Source organism: Flavobacterium sp. 102 (genome assembly GCF_003634615.1).
Classification (GTDB): Bacteria; Bacteroidota; Bacteroidia; order Flavobacteriales; family Flavobacteriaceae; genus Flavobacterium.
Genome location: NZ_RBKX01000001.1, coordinates 2,707,555 through 2,725,096 on the forward strand (window position 1 = coordinate 2,707,555; position 17,542 = coordinate 2,725,096).

Below are 17,542 nucleotides of genomic sequence, written 5' to 3' on the forward strand. Positions count from 1 at the left end.
TTTAATTCATCAATATAAAAAAACAAAAAAATGTAATTCCATTGGTATCATTTCCCATATGAGAAATGATTACCTTTGCAAACATTCCTTTTTAGCCATGAAAAGTACAGAAATTGCTACGTTAGAACCAAAGAAAAATATCCTGATTAAAGGCGCACAAATCCACAATCTAAAGAATTTGGATGTGGTCATTCCGCGCAATGAATTGGTCGTCATCACCGGACTTTCCGGATCAGGAAAATCAAGTTTGGCCTTTGATACCTTATACGCCGAAGGACAACGTCGCTATGTAGAAAGTTTATCTTCCTACGCACGTCAATTTTTGGGTCGTTTAGACAAACCTAAAGTTGAATATATCAAAGGCATTGCTCCGGCTATTGCTATTGAACAAAAAGTAAATACAACTAATGCACGTTCAACCGTTGGCACTTCTACTGAAATCTATGATTACTTAAAATTACTTTTTGCTCGAATCGGGAAGACATTCTCCCCAATTTCAGGCAATGAAGTAAAGAAAGATACTGTTTCTGATGTCGTTATCGCGGTTAAAGAGTTTGATTTAGACACCAAATGGTTGCTTCTTTCCCCTATTCATTTAGAAGAAGGAAGACAATTGGAAGACAAATTAAAAGTTTTACTTCAACAAGGTTTTGCTCGTATTTTAGTCAATAACGAAATGGTGCGTTTGGATGAAATCGACCAACATTCGCTAGACAATAAAGACATTTTACTGATTATCGACCGAATCGTGTTAAATGCTGAAACATCTGAAGATGAAGATTTTTACAATCGTTTGGCAGATGCTGTACAAACCGCTTTCTTTGAAGGCAAAGGCATTTGTTACCTACAAGAATTGGACACCAAAAAACGATTGGAATTTAGTGCCAATTTTGAATTAGATGGGATTACTTTTTTAGAGCCTAATATTCATTTATTCAGTTTCAACAATCCTTATGGCGCTTGCCCAACTTGTGAAGGTTACGGCAATATCATTGGAATAGATGAAGAATTGGTGATTCCGAATACCTCACTCTCTGTTTATGAAAATGCTGTTTATCCTTGGCGTGGCGAAAGTATGAGTTGGTATCGAGATCAATTGGTCAACAATGCTTATAAATTTGATTTTCCGATTCACAAACCTTACTTCGAGTTAACAGAAGAACAAAAAGACCTGATTTGGAAAGGCAACAAACTCTTTACGGGTTTAGATGATTTCTTTAAAGAACTCGAAGAAAAAAATTATAAAATCCAAAACCGTGTGATGTTATCCCGTTATCGCGGTAAAACCAAGTGCAACACTTGCAAAGGGAAGAGATTAAGAAAAGAAGCTAATTACATTACTGTTGGCGGCAAAACCATATCCGAATTGGTCGATATGTCGATTAAAAGATTGATTCCTTTCTTTAACGAATTAAATCTTTCAGAATATGATGCCAAAGTCGCTAAACGCCTTTTAATAGAAATCAATAACCGATTGGCTTTCTTGAGCGATGTTGGTTTGGATTATTTGACGCTAAACAGAAACTCTGCTTCGCTTTCCGGCGGAGAATCACAGCGCATCAATCTGGCGACTTCATTAGGTAGCAGTTTAGTTGGTTCGATGTATATTTTGGATGAACCCAGTATTGGTTTACACCCGAAAGACACTGAGAGATTAATCAAAGTGTTGAAAAATCTTCGTGATTTAGGCAATACCGTAATCGTTGTCGAACATGATGAAGATATTATGAAAGCTGCTGACAGAATCATCGATATTGGTCCGGAAGCCGGAACTTTTGGTGGTGAATTGGTTGCCGAAGGAACATTTGACGAAATACTACAAGCAGATTCATTGACAGCTAAATATTTAAATGGACAATTGGAAATTTCGGTACCAAAAAAACGCAGAAAGTCGAACAACTTTATTGAAATCAAAGGCGCAAGAGAAAATAATTTGCAAAATGTTGACGTCACTTTCCCCTTAGAAAGCTTAACGGTAATCACCGGAGTTTCCGGCAGCGGAAAAAGTACGTTAGTGAAGAAAATATTGTTTCCGGCGATGCAAAAGAAACTCGAAGGTATTGGAGATAAAGCCGGACAATTTACCGAAATGACCGGAAGCTTTTCACATATCAAACACATCGAATACGTTGACCAAAATCCAATCGGTAGAAGTTCGCGTTCGAATCCGGTGACTTATATTAAAGCTTACGACGACATCCGTGATTTGTATGCCAAAGAAAAGCTATCAAAAGTGCGCGGTTATCAAGCCAAACATTTTTCTTTCAATGTTGACGGCGGAAGATGTGAAACCTGTAAAGGCGAAGGATCAATCAATGTAGAAATGGTATTTATGGCAGATGTTTCTTTGCCTTGTGATACTTGTGGCGGAAAGCGTTTCAAAAAAGAAGTGCTGGAAGTCGCATTCGAAGGCAAAAATATTGACGATATTTTGACGATGACCATCGATGATGCAATTATGTTCTTCTCGGAAAACAAACAGACTAAAATCACTCAAAAACTACAACCGTTACAAGATGTTGGTTTGGGTTATGTACAATTAGGACAATCGTCTTCTACACTTTCAGGCGGAGAAGCACAACGAATCAAATTGGCTTCATTCTTGGTAAAAGGTGTAACCAAAGAAAAAGCACTATTCGTATTTGACGAACCAACAACCGGTTTGCATTTCCACGACATTAAAAAGCTTTTGGCTTCGTTTGATGCGTTGATTGAAAAAGGCCATTCGATTATCGTCATAGAGCACAATTTAGATTTAATCAAATGTGCCGATTGGATTATCGATTTAGGTCCGGAAGGTGGTGAAAATGGTGGCCAATTGTTAGCGGTCGGAACACCGGAAGAGATTGTAAAAAATAAAAAGTCAATCACGGCACAATACCTAAAAGACAAATTATAATAAAAAGCCTTCCGATGGGAAGGCCTTTTTTATTGAATAATAACTTTCTTAGTGATACGATTAGTTGCGGTTTCTAAAACGCCAAGGTAAATACCACTGCCTAAATCACTCACATTAATGGTTTCTATTAAACCGGTATCCGTAAAAAATTGGTTCAGAACTGTTTTACCATGAATGTCAATTATGGAAAAAGTATAATTGGCATCATTTAAATTCCCTTTATTGATATTGAGAATACTTTTAGAAGGGTTTGGAAAAAAACTAACCTGAGCATCTTCATTAAAATACTGATTATCTAAAGCTGAAGCATTGGCTATTGCAAAATGCATAGTGGCACCAATAGCAGCTTTTCCAACATTAAAGCAAAATTCCGGATCCATATTAGCCAAATTATCTGATGGTGTATGCGGATGAGAAGAGATATTGGTTTCATAAAAACCGGTAATGATTTCTCCATTATTCTCAAACGGAATGTAATCCGTAGCTTCGGCAAAATTAATCCAAGTATTTAGCGGAGAATATAAAGCTACACAGGTGGCCAACTCTTCAGTAATTACTGCTGATGCGGCATTATTAGCCATTGGCAAAGACTCATCAACATCACAGGTAATGGTATCATTTATTTCTCCTGCAACACCACCCACTTCATCTATGTTAAACACCACGCGAATATCCATTTTGGGAGTGGTTGCATTTACCACATTGGTTACAAAATGTTGGCTTCCTCTCAAACCATCTTCTTCACCACTAAAATTGATGAACTTTATCGAATACTCCGTTGGAATATTTTGAAGCAAACGAGCAATCTCTAATATAATAGCCGTTCCACTACCATTATCATTCGTTCCTGTACCAGAAATAGTGTCATAATGTCCGCAAACAATTACGTAAGTGTTAGGATATAAAGTGCCTACTTTGGTAAGAACAAGGTTTTTACAAGTAAATCCCGAATAAGAATAGGTATCTTCTTCCATTTGAGAAGCCGTGTAGCCGTAACTTAAGTATTGGCTTTTCAACCAATCCAACGTATTTTGTAAGGCTGCTGTTCCTCTTCGTTTCACTCCTAGATTCTGAAACTCGGTCAATCTCGCCGTTATATTAGCTTGTGTTGATTGATTAACCACTGCGTCATAACTTGGTATATATTCTTGTGAATATGCAACGGTTAGTGATAAAAATAATAATAGGATAATCTGAAATCTAAATTTCATTACAATAGTTTTTATTTTTTTAGAGGTATTATTCGATAACTATTTTCTTGGCGATTCTATTATTGGCAGTTTGCAATACTGCTAAATACATCCCTTTGGACAAACCATTTAAAGAAATACTTTCTAACAAATTAGGGTTTTTAACTTCACGGCTAAGTACAACTTTACCTTGTAAGTCAATTAAAGAAAAAGAATAATGAGTGTCGGTTAAAGTACCTAAATTGATATTCAAAATATCTTTCGCCGGACTTGGGTAAAAACTCACTTGATTATCATTGACAAACTCATCAGCGTCAAGTGCGGCTGTTGAAACTACTGCAAAATGAAGCATCGCACCAGTAGCAGCTTTGGCTATATTATATACATATTCAGGATCCATATTGACTAACAAATCGCTTGATGTATGACGATGTGGTGTTTCATTTTTTTCAAAAAAACCGGTGATCACTTCGTTGTTTTCTTCAAACGGCATATAATCAGAAGCATAGGCATAAGACAAATGAGTATTCAAAGAAGAATAAAGTTGGGTACAAGTAATCAATTCATTGGTAATAGTATTGGAAACCGCATTATTGGAGGTTGGACTTCCGGTATCTCTTTCGCAAGTTACAGTATCATTGATCATATCAGCTCTTCCCCCTACTTCATCTATATTGAATACCAGTTTAATGTCCATTTTAGGATTAGTAGCATTGACCACTGTAGAAACAAAGTTTTGACTTCCAACCAAACCATCTTCTTCTCCACTGAAATTAATAAACTTTATAGAGTATTCTGTTGGAATATTTTGCAACAAACGAGCGACTTCAAAAATAGTAACTACACCACTTCCGTTGTCATTAGTTCCTTTTCCGGTTATAGTATCGTAATGGCCACATATAATGACAAACGTATTAGGATAAAGGGTTCCGACTTTGGTTATCACTAAATTTTTACAAGTAGTCGAACCATTGGTAAAACTGTATTCCTGCAATTGTGAAGCAGTATATCCATAACTTAAATATTCTGCTTTTAACCAGTCAAGTGTGTTTTGCAAAGAGGCAGTTCCTCTTCTTTTGACCCCAAGGCTTTCGAATTCAGTTAAATTGTCTAATATATTGGCTTCAGAGACTTGGTCAACGATAGTTCCGTAATAAGGAATATAAGTTTGGCCATGACCTTTTGACAATAAAAACAAAAAGGATAATGAAAATAGTAGGTTTTTCATTGAAATTTTAATAGAATAAAGTTCTTTTGTTTACAAATTCGTCAGCAAATGTACTAATTTTTTAAACATATTCAAACGAAGAACAATAAAAGACAACGCCTTTTTCAGATTCTTAAATACCTGTAATACTGAACCTTATCTCGTCTTAATCAAACCTTAAGAATTTATTTACGGGCTTTGGCACATGTATTGGAATGTACCAAACAACAGCAATAATAACTGTTCGAAGACGCTGAAAATCGAAAGAGTAAGCAAAACTCAAATTGTATTGATTATGAAAAAAATTACCCTTTTAGTAGCTACTGTTTTACTGGTTGGAAACGTAGTGAATGCAACAGATTTAAGAACGAGATATAGCTTTGATGAGCCAATCTCATTTGTGGAAAGAGGCATTGAGTTTTTTGTTTTTCCAAATGGAGACTTTGATTTTAATACTCGTCCACAAGACAGTCAAGGTGATTATTTTTACAAAACCGCCGGGAAAAGAGGAACAAAAACTAGTTCTGCCAGAGGTCCAGTAAATTATGGAACCCGAATTGAACATGATAGTTTTGGCAGAGTAAGACGTGTTGGTAACACTTTTATCAACTACGACAGCCGAGACAGAGTAAGCCGAATTGGAACGGTTTACATGAAATACAACAGACATGCATTAACCCAAATTGGTGGATTGCAAATTGTCTATGATCGTAGAGGTGATATTGTGAAAATGTTTGGAAATGTAAAAGGTTACAGCAACCAAGGGTATGTTTACCATAGCAATAATAATTACAACAATGATTATGCTACAAACAACCCAAGAAATGATGATGATTATTACTATTACAAAGCAGATGGCACAAAAGCCAAGATTGAAGATAAAAAATAAATAGTTGTTTTGGTTAGGTTTTGATGAAGAAAATCCCGCAAAGTTTACACGATGCGGGATTTTTGATTTATAAAAAATCGGATTGGTTAATGACCGCCTTCCGCTTGAATGTCATCTACATCAATATTTTGCTTTTTCAAAATTCCTTTTACAACAAAACCATAGTAAGCCAAATAAGCAAAACAAATTACAGGAATAAAATATGACTGGTGAATTCCGATGATATCCGAAATTTTCCCTTGTAACGGAGGAATAATTCCACCACCTAAAATCATCATTACTAAAAAAGCTGAACCCTGTGAAGTATATTTTCCCAAACCGGTAATAGCCAATGAGAAAATAGCTGGCCACATAATACTACAAAATAAACCACCACTCATAAAAGCATAAATAGCCACTGTTCCTGTTGTGAATAAACCAATAATCATGGCAATCATTCCCATTAATCCAAAAATCATTAATGTCTTTGATGGCTTGTCTTGCCCTAAAAAGAAACCTGCAATTTGAAAAGCAACCACTGCGGCATAAGCATACAAAGGAGAAACGTCTTGACCTGACAAATGATTTACATACAATACAACACCAAAAGCTACATAAGGTATTACTATCAACAGAATTTTACGCACAGAATGGGTTGGGTTAAAAACCGAAATGGCTCCTGCCCAGCGACCAATCATCAAACTTCCCCAATACATTGAAATGTATGGTGCCAATGCTGAACCTGTAATATTTCCGAAAGCAGCGGTATCTAAAAGTTCTCCTAAATTACTTTGAATAGTTACTTCTACTCCAACATAAGTGAATATTCCCAACATCCCTAAAACCAATTGTGGGTATTTCATAGCGCCCCAACCTTCAGGATTTTTTTGCGCTCTAACATTGGCAAATAACAATCCGAAAACGGTAACTAATAATGTTGCAATAGTCAAATAAAGTCCTAAATAATCTTTCTCTTTATTTTCAATAAATCGAGTGATAAAATCGGCATCTTCATATCTTGAGAAAATATATCCGAAAATAGCAACCAATATTACAGTAATAGCAATTAGCGTTTTCATTGCTTTACTTGCTGGTTCAAAAGTAGAATCACTTTTTCCGGATGGCAATTTTTTAGAGAAATAAAATAAGGCAGCAGCCAATAAGAACAGACCTCCAACAAATACGTAAAGAATCTCCATTTTATCCAATGAATCAGCTTTTTGGGCAAACTCTTCCAAATTGGCTCCGGCAATTACACCAAATAAAGCTATAGAAACCACGATTGGTCCAATAGTAGTTCCAAAAGAATTAATTCCTCCGGCCAAATTCAAACGATTAGAAGCAGTTTTAATATCTCCAAGTGAGGTTGCAAAGGGTTGTGCAGAAGTTTGCTGTAAAGAAAATCCAAGAGCCACAACAAATAAAGCGCCTAGTATTAAGGCATAACTTCCTTGAGTTACTGCAAAAATCATAAATGCCGCACCAAAAGTACTTATCAATAAACCATTAATAATTCCTTTTTTGAAACCCCAAGCGTTGAGAATGTCTTTGTTCGCCATACTACTAAAAATAAAAAGCAATAATGCTCCAATATAGTATGCTCCGTAAAAGGCAAAATCTATTAACTGACTTTGAAACTGATCTAACCCAAATTTAATTTTACAGAAAGGAATAAAAACACCATTTGACGCTCCGATAAATCCCCAAAAGAAGAATACGGTAATTAAAGTGTAAAGGGCCGAATTATTGGCTTTGGTTTGTTCTGAATTCATAATTATAATCTTTGGTTAGGTTGTTAATAGTTATTGTTTGTGTAAAAATTGAGTCGATAAATTATCAAATCCTTAAATTAAAACGAACTTGATTGGATAAATATACATTTATAAGTAAAACACTAATGATAGCTATAAAATTAGTTATTAACGAAATCGTTTTCTTAAAGTCACTTTTGCGAATATTTCAAAAAAATTACAACGTTTGCGCTTGTTAATAACTGAAAACTAATCGGCTTTTCTGATTTCACTCTTTGGCCCGATACCATTGTTGTTGAAAGCTTCTATTTGGAAATAATAGGCATCCGATTTATCCAATCCATTAAAGTAATACTCGGTCTTGCCGTAAACCATAATCGAACCATATAATTTATCCGGCGATTTTCCAAAGTAAATTACATAACCATCTGCATTTTGCTCCTGTTGCCATTTGAACCAAACGTTTCTGCGCTCGCCTTTTACTTTTTGTCCTGAACGCAAGGGTACGAATCCTTTAACTTCGCTTGGTTTTTCACTACTTCCTTTGCCAAAAACCCTAAAACCACTAATCGCAAATTTACCCGTTGGCATACCAATATTCTCCAATTTTAAATAACGTGCCGAAGCCGGAGTTTTTAATTCTATATATTCATGCGGGACATCTTTGGTGCTTTCGCTTTTATCGATTAAGATTTTCCAATTCTTACCATCGTTCGAAGTATAGATAATGTATTGGTGGCCCAATGTTGTTTCGGGTTTACCCATTAACTCGGCATCTTGATCGGCATAATTGATTTGAATCGCATGGATAATGCTTTTTTCGCCCAAATCAGAAATCAAGTATTCGCCTTTGTTAGCCGTTTTCGCTGACCAATAAGTCTTAATATCTTCATCTACCGAAAGATTCGCCTGAAAGCCACCAAGCGTTGAAGAAACCTGAACGGGTTTGTTATAATTCAGCAACATCCAACCGGCAAAGCTTTCGCTCAAATGGCCTTTATTTTCCGAAGGCAAAAACGTTGGATAATCACCATAAGCTGTGTTTGAATACAGAATATCGTCTTTATCAAATCCGGCAGGCCAAATACCCAAACGACGTTCGAAATTGTTTTTCACACAAACACCAATCGTTGAAATATGCCAATACTGATTGTTCGCATCGGTGAAAGTCGCGCCATGTCCGGCACCACGAGCAAAACCTCCGGGTTTATACGAAAAAGGATTGTGTGATTGGTATTCGAATGGTCCAAGCGGGTGATTGCCCACATACACGCCATCGGCATAGCCGCTGAATTCGGTACCGGGCGCGCCATACTGCAAATAATATTTACCGTTGTATTTGGTCATAAAAGCACCTTCGGTAAACGGTTGCAGAAAAGTATTGTCGTTGTGCTCGCCAAAGCGTTCCCATCCGTGTTCGTCATCATTCAAAGCCAGTACCGGAATCCTATCGCCTTCCGGCTGGAAAGTTTTGCGGTTAAGTTTTATACCATATAGCGGATACAAATTACTCGAACCGTAATATTCATAGACTTCATCTTTTTCTTTGTCCCAAAAAATTTGCGGATCCCAAGCGGCGGCTTCTGATTTGTGGATTAACTCTTTCCACTCGCCTTTTTCCGGATTCGTACTCATCCAAAGCGGAAATTGTTTGCCGTGCGTAGAACCAACAACAAGTAAAGTATCGTTGACAAACGACAACGATGGTGCGCACAATTCGTCATACACTTTGTGTTCGGGACGAAGGAATTTTTTAGCAATAAATTTCCAATCAGACATGTCTTTGCTATGCCAGTAACCCCATTGATTGGTCGAAAAAAGATAGTATTCGCCTTTGAAAAATGTCAGTACCGGATCGGCAGTGGCACGATGTTTTCCTTGTTTGACAAAATCGGGAATTGGGCAATAACCGTAGTCAATGTTAATCGGATTGCAATACGTCTTTTGCTGGGCTATTCCATAATTTGAAATGAATAACAATATTAGTAAGGCAATCCGATGTTTCATAAAAGTGATTTTTAATTAATTGGCACCAAACTAACCGCTGTTCCGCCACCGGCAGCTAAAACTAATTTCAGCTTGGTTTTAGAAGTCACAGTCATGGTTTTGATTTCGTAGCTGATTGGGTTTTTCTCCCAATGCGCTGTTTTCCCGTCTTGGTAAATAATAGCTTTGTATTTTTTATTCGGAGAAAGAAAATCCAATTTAATTTCAGTATTTCTGGCATTTTCATCGGTGATAGCACCTAAAAACCAGTTCTCCGATTTTTTGTCTTTACGAGCAACCGTCAAATAATCTCCCGGCTCAGCTTCCAAATATTTTGATTCTTGCCAATCGGCTGCTACGTCTTTAATAAACTGAAAAGCATCCGGATATTTTTCATAGTTTTCCGGTAAGTCGGCTGCCATTTGCAACGGTGAATACAAGGTCACATATAAAGCCAATTGTTTGGCTAAAGTCGTATGAACTTGTTCTTTTTTAGTCTTGTCATAATAGCTCATTTTGATTTCAAAAATCCCCGGTGTATAATCCATTGGTCCGCCTAATAATCTGGTGAATGGCAAAATCGTTTCGTGACTTGGCGGATTTCCGTTACTCCAAGCGTTGAACTCGTTTCCACGAGCGGCTTCTGCTGCAATGTAATTCGGATACGTTCTGTGGTAACCCGTAGGACGAGAACTTTCGTGTGAATTGACCATCATTTTGTAATCGGCAAATCTTCGGGCTACGAAGTTAAAATGGTTGACCATCGTTTGTCCATCGTGAAACTCGCCACGCGGAATAATTCGACCAACATAACCTGATTTCGCCGCAGGATAACCATACTCTTTCATCAAGTTTAATGCTCTGTCCAAATGTCTTTCATAATTCGCCACCGAACCCGAAGTTTCGTGGTGCATAATCATCTTGACTCCTTTGGATTTGGCGTAAGCGTTGATTTCGGCTAAATTGTAATCAGGATAAGGTGTAGTAAAATCGAAAACATCTTCTTTCCAATTGCCAAACCAATCTTCCCAACCTACATTCCAGCCTTCCACTAAAACGCCATCAAAACCATGTTTGGCAGCAAAATCAATATATCGTTTGGTATTCGCCGTAGTTGCACCGTGTCTTCCACTGGCAATTAATTCTCTCGATTCGGTGTTCTGCGCATTTTGACTTCCGGCGTAATCCCAAGTCGATTTTCCAACGTGCATTTCCCACCAAACACCAACGTATTTCATGGGTTTAATCCAAGAAGTATCTTCAATTTTAGAAGGTTCGTTTAAGTTCAAAATCATTTTGGAACCTACAATTTCACGCGCATCATTGCTTACCATAATGGTTCTCCAAGGCGAAACACAAGGTGCTTGTAAATAAGCTTTATCGCCAATAGCATTGGGAACCAAACGAGAAGTCAAAGCATTTGTTGTTGGATTTAAATCCAAATGCATGATCGGATAATTGACAACCGCTGCTTCAAAAATATTCAAGTATAAATTATCGGCAGTTTTCATCATTAATGGCGATTGTACGACGTGTTTTCCTGCGATGGATTTTAGACCGATACCATTATTTAAATCGATTTTTTCGGTATTAACATCAGACAATAGCGTTTCATTATAAGCATATTCCTGACTGTCAAAATCACCCGGAATCCAGAACGTTTTGTGGTTTCCGGCTAAATTGAATTCTGATTTTTCATCGGATACAATGAAATAATTCAAGTTGGGTTGCTTTGGAAATTCATAGCGAAAAGCCATTCCTTCGTCATAGACTTTGAAGATAATGTTCATCTTTCTGTTAGTTCCCATTTGAGATAAACAAAACGTCAATTCGTTGTAATGATTTACGATGCTAGATTGCTCTCCCAGAACCGGTTTCCATGTTTCATTGAAAGTAGAAACTTTAACGCTATCTATTTTAAAATTGGAAGCCAAATCGGTATCGCCTTTGAGATAAACACCCAAGAGACTTTTCAAAATCACCGGTTTGTTTTTATAGGTCAACGAATAAGATGGTCTACCTTTTTCAGCTAATTTGAACTCGAGCGTAAGTTCTTTTGAAGGTGATTGTATCGTTTGCGCTTTAAGGCAAAAAGCGAACAACAGCAAAGTGATGGTAATCGAATTTTTCATAAAGTATATTTTTTGCTAAAGATAGAAATAACTTATTACTTTAAAAAAAACCCTTTAGTTGATGACCAAAGGGTTTTCCTCGAAGTAAACATAAAATTAATTAACCAAATCAAATTCTATTTTATTAATCGTATCAGAATTGGTTCCGATAAAGACTTCAAATTTTCCGGGTTCGGCCACAAATTGCAAATTAGTATTGTAGAATTTTAAATCTTCAACAGAAATTTCAAAAGTTACCATTTGCTTTTCGCCTTTTTTAAGGTTTATTTTTTGAAAACCTTTCAGCTCTTTAACCGGTCTGGTCACCGAACCAACTATGTCTCTGATATACAATTGTACCACTTCCTTGCCATCAAAATCTCCGGTATTGGTAATATCTACAGTAGCTTTAATAGTTTCATTGAAAGACATTTTAGTCGAAGAAAGACTCAAATTAGCATAGTTAAAAGTCGTGTAACTCAATCCGAAACCGAATGGAAATAATGGCTCATTTCTTTCATCGATATAATTCGACTTAAATTTTTCGAAGATTCCTTCTTTGTTACCTAAAGGTCTTCCTGTATTTTTTGCAGCATAATAAATGGGCACTTGTCCAACACTTCTTGGGAAAGTCGCTGTTAATTTTCCGGATGGATTTTCGTTTCCGAATAATACATCGGCTATAGCATAACCGGCTTCACTTCCGGCAAACCAAACATTTAAAATAGCCGGAACAGTTTTATTTTCCTCTGTTATCACCAATGGTCGACCATCGAATAAAACTAAAACTACCGGTTTTCCTGTTTTTAATAAGGCTTGTAACAAATCCTTTTGCGCTTGTGGAATCTCCAAATTAGTACGACTACTGGATTCACCACTCATTTCAGCCGATTCTCCTAATGCGGCAACAATCACATCTGATTGGTTGGCGATTTTCAAAGCTTCGAAAAGTAATTCTTCATTCGTTCTTTGGTCTCTGTGTAGCGTTTTGCCAAACATGGTAGCTCTTTCTTCCAAAGCCGCATCATAATCAAGATTACTACCTTTAGCGTATAATATTTTGGCAGAAACTCCAACCACAGATTGAATTCCGGCAATTAATGAAACCGAATTTTCCTGTTTGGTCGCCACACTCCAAGTTCCTGCCATGTTTTCTTTGGCATCCGCCAATGGACCGATAACGCCAATCGTGCCTGATTTTTTTAGCGGTAAAGTTTGGTTTTCATTTTTAAGCAAAACCAAAGATTCAGCGGCAATTTTTCGAGCTTCACTTCTGTGAGTTGAAGTGAAAATTTCTGTTTTGGCCCGATTAGCGTCACAGTATTTGTAGGGATCGAGGAATAATCCTAAATCATATTTGGCATTCAAAATCAATCGAACGGCGTTGTCTATTTGTTGCATAGTCACTTTGCCTTCCTCTAATGATTTTTTTAATGTCAGCAAAAAACCTTCGCCAACCATATCCATTTCAACTCCGGCGTTTAAGGCTAAAGCGGAAACGGTTTGCAAATCACCCATACCGTGTTCTGTCATTTCGTTGATTCCGGTATAATCGGTTACTACGAAACCTTTGAAACCCCAATCTTTTCTTAGTAAATCGGTCAGCAACCATTTGTTTCCCGTTGCCGGAATTCCATCTATTTCATTAAACGACGCCATTACGGAAGCTGTTCCGGCATCGACGGCTGCTTTGTAAGGTGGTAAATAATCATTGTACATTCTGATTTTACTCATATCTACCGTGTTGTAATCTCTTCCGCCTTCGGGCGCACCATACAAGGCAAAGTGTTTTACACAGGATAAAATAGTATTGTTTTTACTCAAATCGTCACCTTGATAGCCGGTTACCATCGCTTTGGCAATTTGGCTTCCCAAATATGGATCTTCTCCTGAACCTTCTGAAACTCTTCCCCAACGCGGATCTCGAGAAATATCTACCATTGGTGAAAATGTCCAATTGATTCCATCGGCACTAGCTTCTTGTGCGGCAATTTGAGCACTTCTTTTAATTAAGTTCATATCCCAAGTACACGATAGTCCAAGCGGAATTGGGAATGTAGTTTCGTATCCGTGAATCACGTCCATTCCGAAAAGCAACGGAATTTTTAAGCGACTTTTTTCTACGGCGATCTTTTGTACTTCTCTTATTTTTTGAACAGATTTTATGTTAAACAATCCGCCTACTTTACCTTCTTCAATTTTTTTGGCGATGTTAGAACTATTAGCTTGGCCGGTAGTTATATCTCCGGAAGTAGGCAGGTTTAACTGTCCTATTTTTTCTTCCAATGTCATTTTGGACAATAAGTCAGACACGAATATTTCTTTGGGTGCAATAACAATAGGTGTTTTGCTCTTTTTAGCTTTTTGGGCCGAGACAAAACCTGCTATCAGCAATAAGATTATGGTTAATTTAACTTTCATTTTTGATTGATTGATATTGTTATTTTTTAATCTGCTGTAACATCCATTCATAGATTTCAGGATTATCATAAACCCTGCTCCAACTGTCGTGATTCGCATCATCAAATATGGTTAGCTTAACGTTGCTGTTGCACGCTTTTAACCTTTTATAAATTACTGATGAATAATTCACATCAACAACATCATCGAGTAAACCATGAAAAATCCAAGTGGATATTGCCGCCATTTTACAATCTTCAATTAACGGAACTCTGTCAACAAATCCGGCTATTGGAACTATAGCGGCAAACATATCAGGATGTGCAATGGCTAAATTCCATGTTCCCCAGCCGCCCATACTTAGACCGCTTAGGTAAATTCTGTTGGCATCAACATTGTTCTCTTGGCTTACTTTTAGAATCAATTGGTATAAAGATTCTGATTCCCAATATGTATTTTCAGGACATTGAGGGGCCAAAATATAGGCGTCGAGTTCGTGATGCTTTACATATTTTAACGGACCATGTATTTTTACTTTTTCTAAATCGGTTCCCTTTTCACCGGAACCGTGTAAAAAAACAATTAATGGTTTTTTAGTTTTTATATTTTGTGGTTTGCGCAATAAATAACCATAAGAATAAGTGTTTGTTATCTGCGTCGAAAAACTTCCTTGTGTTTCTTGTGCTAAGCCACTTAAACCAAATCCAAAACAACACCACAGTATCACTATTTTAAAAGAACGCATCATTTTAGAATCCGTGTTGAGTAGAAGTAAATCCTAAGTTTTGTAATCCGGTTTGCACTTCAGGCGCTTGCATGAATAAGTTCCAAAGAAAACCTGTTCTGTAATTTTCTATCATAGGAACAATAGTCCCTTGATCGATGGCTAAGTAACGTTTAGTAACCCAATCATGATGAGGCGAAAACGCATCATACGGACCGGCAACACCAATCAATCTTTCTTTCCAATCAGCATTCTCATAAAAAAAACGCAAGGCTTTCATGGATTCTATCGGTGTAAACGGAAAATCAGACAAGGCTGCAGTTGGTGAAATCACGCCTCGGTCATTATTAGGTTGGTGTGCTGAATAGCCTGTTGAACCATTAGCATTTCTGGAATAACTTGCCGTTAAACCCCAACAATCTTCACTGTAACCATTCCATGCTAATGGATTAGCCACACAATAAGCATACATAATTTTGGCATGATTTTGAGTTAGCGTCCAATAATTTGCATATTGATCAGACAAACCTCTTGGATCTAAACCCAAATAAGAATAATGCGACCAAAACATTGGGCCAACCGTTGAAGTACCGTTATAATTAAATACTTTCGGAATATTAAAACTTGTTCCGGGGCTAACAATACTTCCGTTTCTTGACCAACCTTGATGATAAGCTTCAGAAGGAATAGGATGTGTTGGTGAAGAAGCACCCATGATATAGGTAATCAAACATTCATTATAACCTTCCAATTTGAGATTCATCAGCCATTCATTATCAGGTGACCAATGCCAATACATCACATTTTCTCCTTTAGTATACCAATCCCAATCTACACCTTTCCACAAGTTATCAGCTTTTAAAGCTAAGGCTTGCTCTTCGGCTGTACCATTTTTAAAATACTCTCTGACACAAATTAGTCCTTGACAGAGAAAAGAAGTTTCTACGATATCGCCACCATTATCATCGTTTCCAAAAGGAACTACATTTCCGTTAGTTCCGTTTAACCAATGTGGCCATGCTCCGTGGAACCGATCTGCATTTTCAAGAAATGTTAACGCTGTTGTTAACCTTGAAACTGCTTCACCTCTAGGAACAAATCCACGTTCAACACCTACTAGAATTGTCATTAATCCAAATCCTGAACCACCTGTGGTCACAAGATTTGCATCAACACTGACTTCATCAGTATGATATCTTTCTCTGGCTAGTTTTGAATTGGTTTCTGCATAGTCCCAAAAGTATTTCAAAGCATCCTTTTGAGCTAAATCCAATAATTGTTCATCTGTCAATTGTTGCTCCTCTGAAGGATTATCATTCGATTGGTTAGAACACGAACAAGAAATAAGAAAGAATTGTAAAACTATTAACTTAACTAAGTTTCTCATGATGGAGATTTGTGACTTATTTTTTGAAAAAATTAAAGAAAAACCTAATAGGTTTGTTATACCTATTAGGTTTATTTAGATTTAAAAGAAGATTATCTTCCAGCTAATTCTAGCTCGTATAAAGAGTTGATATCTGCTGCTGATAATGCTTTTTTCCAGACACGGATTTCATCAATTTGACCATTCATAGGTCGTTGCCAAGAATCTGGTGTTCCGAAAGCAACTGATCCAAATGTTCCGATAACTGGTCTAGCCGGTGTAAAGAAACTTAAAGGTAAAGCAGTTCCACCATTTCTAGATTCCCAAACTGGGTTAGAAATTTTTTGACCATTAGCATATACTTTAAATAACGCTGTTGTTGCATCCCAAGTGATTACATAATGAGCCCAAACATTGGCAAATTTTGCTGCATGAGCAACGTGACCAGCTGCAATGTCATCAACACTTGGATTAGCTGAATTGATAATGTCTTGGAAGTTGGCACTTCCATCACCATTTTTGATAACTGCTAAACCTTTGATCACAAGTGTATCACTAGCCACTGTTCTCCAACCGGTTTCAGACATTAAGTTAAAATTTCCAGCCCATTCGTTTGGACGTGTCAAAGAAAATAACATCGTTGGATGTCCGTCTGTTCCTCCATTGTTTGTGATTTTAGCCCATAAACTTATAGACATACTTGCTGAAGTTGTAGCCAAAGATGTAATTTCAGGATAAGCTAAATATCCATTGGTAAGAACCAAACCGTCACCTTTAACGGCGTCACCGGTATAAGTTGCTCCTACTGTTGCAGAAGGAGATGTATTGGAAATACTCTCTTTGCCATTGCCATTCAAAGGCCAATAGGCAACCAAATCAGTCTCGCCTACTTGTCCTGCATTGTCATAACCTCCGATTGGTGGTAATGAACTATCACTATCACTGCTACAACTTGTTAATGAGCCAAATGCAATGGTTAGAGCAAATGCTGAAATAAAAATTTTGTTTGTTTTCATAATAAAAAAATGGTTTAAGTTAAA

At 37.0% G+C, this 17,542-nt stretch carries 11 protein-coding genes; 2 read left to right on the plus strand and 9 right to left on the minus strand.

What is annotated here, in order from left to right; all coding sequences use genetic code 11:
- Window positions 1–97: 97 nt before the first annotated feature.
- Window positions 98–2,899 carry an excinuclease ABC subunit UvrA gene (uvrA, locus tag C8C84_RS11740; protein ID WP_121313829.1) on the plus strand — a complete coding sequence of 934 codons (2,802 nt, stop codon included), beginning with the start codon at window positions 98–100 and terminating at the stop codon, window positions 2,897–2,899.
- Window positions 2,900–2,928: 29 nt separating this feature from the next.
- Here uvrA and C8C84_RS11745 read toward each other — a convergent pair whose 3' ends face one another.
- Both C8C84_RS11745 and C8C84_RS11750 read right to left on the minus strand, forming a co-directional pair.
- On the minus strand, window positions 2,929–4,110 hold the full coding sequence (locus C8C84_RS11745; RefSeq protein WP_121313830.1) for a M28 family peptidase: 1,182 nt from the start codon (window positions 4,108–4,110) through the stop codon (window positions 2,929–2,931).
- A 28-nt stretch (window positions 4,111–4,138) separates the two neighbouring features.
- Window positions 4,139–5,317: a M28 family peptidase gene (locus C8C84_RS11750; RefSeq protein ID WP_121313831.1), complete on the minus strand. Its 1,179-nt coding sequence runs from the start codon at window positions 5,315–5,317 to the stop codon at window positions 4,139–4,141.
- A gap of 274 nt (window positions 5,318–5,591) precedes the next feature.
- Between C8C84_RS11750 and C8C84_RS11755 the strand changes: the two genes are divergently transcribed.
- Window positions 5,592–6,185 carry a hypothetical protein gene (locus C8C84_RS11755; RefSeq protein ID WP_121315054.1) on the plus strand — a complete coding sequence of 198 codons (594 nt, stop codon included), beginning with the start codon at window positions 5,592–5,594 and terminating at the stop codon, window positions 6,183–6,185.
- 86 nt (window positions 6,186–6,271) lie between these two features.
- Here the strand turns inward: C8C84_RS11755 and C8C84_RS11760 are convergent, their stop codons facing one another.
- The 7 genes from C8C84_RS11760 to C8C84_RS11790 all read right to left on the minus strand — a co-directional run bounded on the left by C8C84_RS11760 (window position 6,272) and on the right by C8C84_RS11790 (window position 17,518).
- Entirely contained in the window at window positions 6,272–7,936 is a 1,665-nt protein-coding gene (locus C8C84_RS11760) for an MFS transporter (RefSeq protein WP_121313832.1), read from the minus strand.
- 228 nt (window positions 7,937–8,164) lie between these two features.
- Window positions 8,165–9,922, minus strand: a complete 1,758-nt coding sequence (locus C8C84_RS11765) for a family 43 glycosylhydrolase (protein ID WP_121313833.1) — start codon at window positions 9,920–9,922, stop codon at window positions 8,165–8,167.
- Between the two features lie 11 nt (window positions 9,923–9,933).
- Window positions 9,934–12,033: a glycoside hydrolase family 97 protein gene (locus tag C8C84_RS11770; RefSeq protein ID WP_121313834.1), complete on the minus strand. Its 2,100-nt coding sequence runs from the start codon at window positions 12,031–12,033 to the stop codon at window positions 9,934–9,936.
- 96 nt (window positions 12,034–12,129) lie between these two features.
- Window positions 12,130–14,433: a beta-glucosidase BglX gene (gene bglX / locus C8C84_RS11775; protein ID WP_121315055.1), complete on the minus strand. Its 2,304-nt coding sequence runs from the start codon at window positions 14,431–14,433 to the stop codon at window positions 12,130–12,132.
- Between the two features lie 19 nt (window positions 14,434–14,452).
- Window positions 14,453–15,160: a prolyl oligopeptidase family serine peptidase gene (locus tag C8C84_RS11780; RefSeq protein ID WP_233549787.1), complete on the minus strand. Its 708-nt coding sequence runs from the start codon at window positions 15,158–15,160 to the stop codon at window positions 14,453–14,455.
- Between the two features lies 1 nt (window position 15,161).
- The gene (locus C8C84_RS11785; RefSeq protein ID WP_121313835.1) at window positions 15,162–16,523 is read right to left on the minus strand and encodes a glucoamylase family protein; all 1,362 of its coding nucleotides are present in this window, start codon (window positions 16,521–16,523) and stop codon (window positions 15,162–15,164) included.
- Between the two features lie 92 nt (window positions 16,524–16,615).
- Window positions 16,616–17,518 carry a LamG-like jellyroll fold domain-containing protein gene (locus tag C8C84_RS11790; protein WP_121313836.1) on the minus strand — a complete coding sequence of 301 codons (903 nt, stop codon included), beginning with the start codon at window positions 17,516–17,518 and terminating at the stop codon, window positions 16,616–16,618.
- Window positions 17,519–17,542 lie beyond the last annotated feature (24 nt).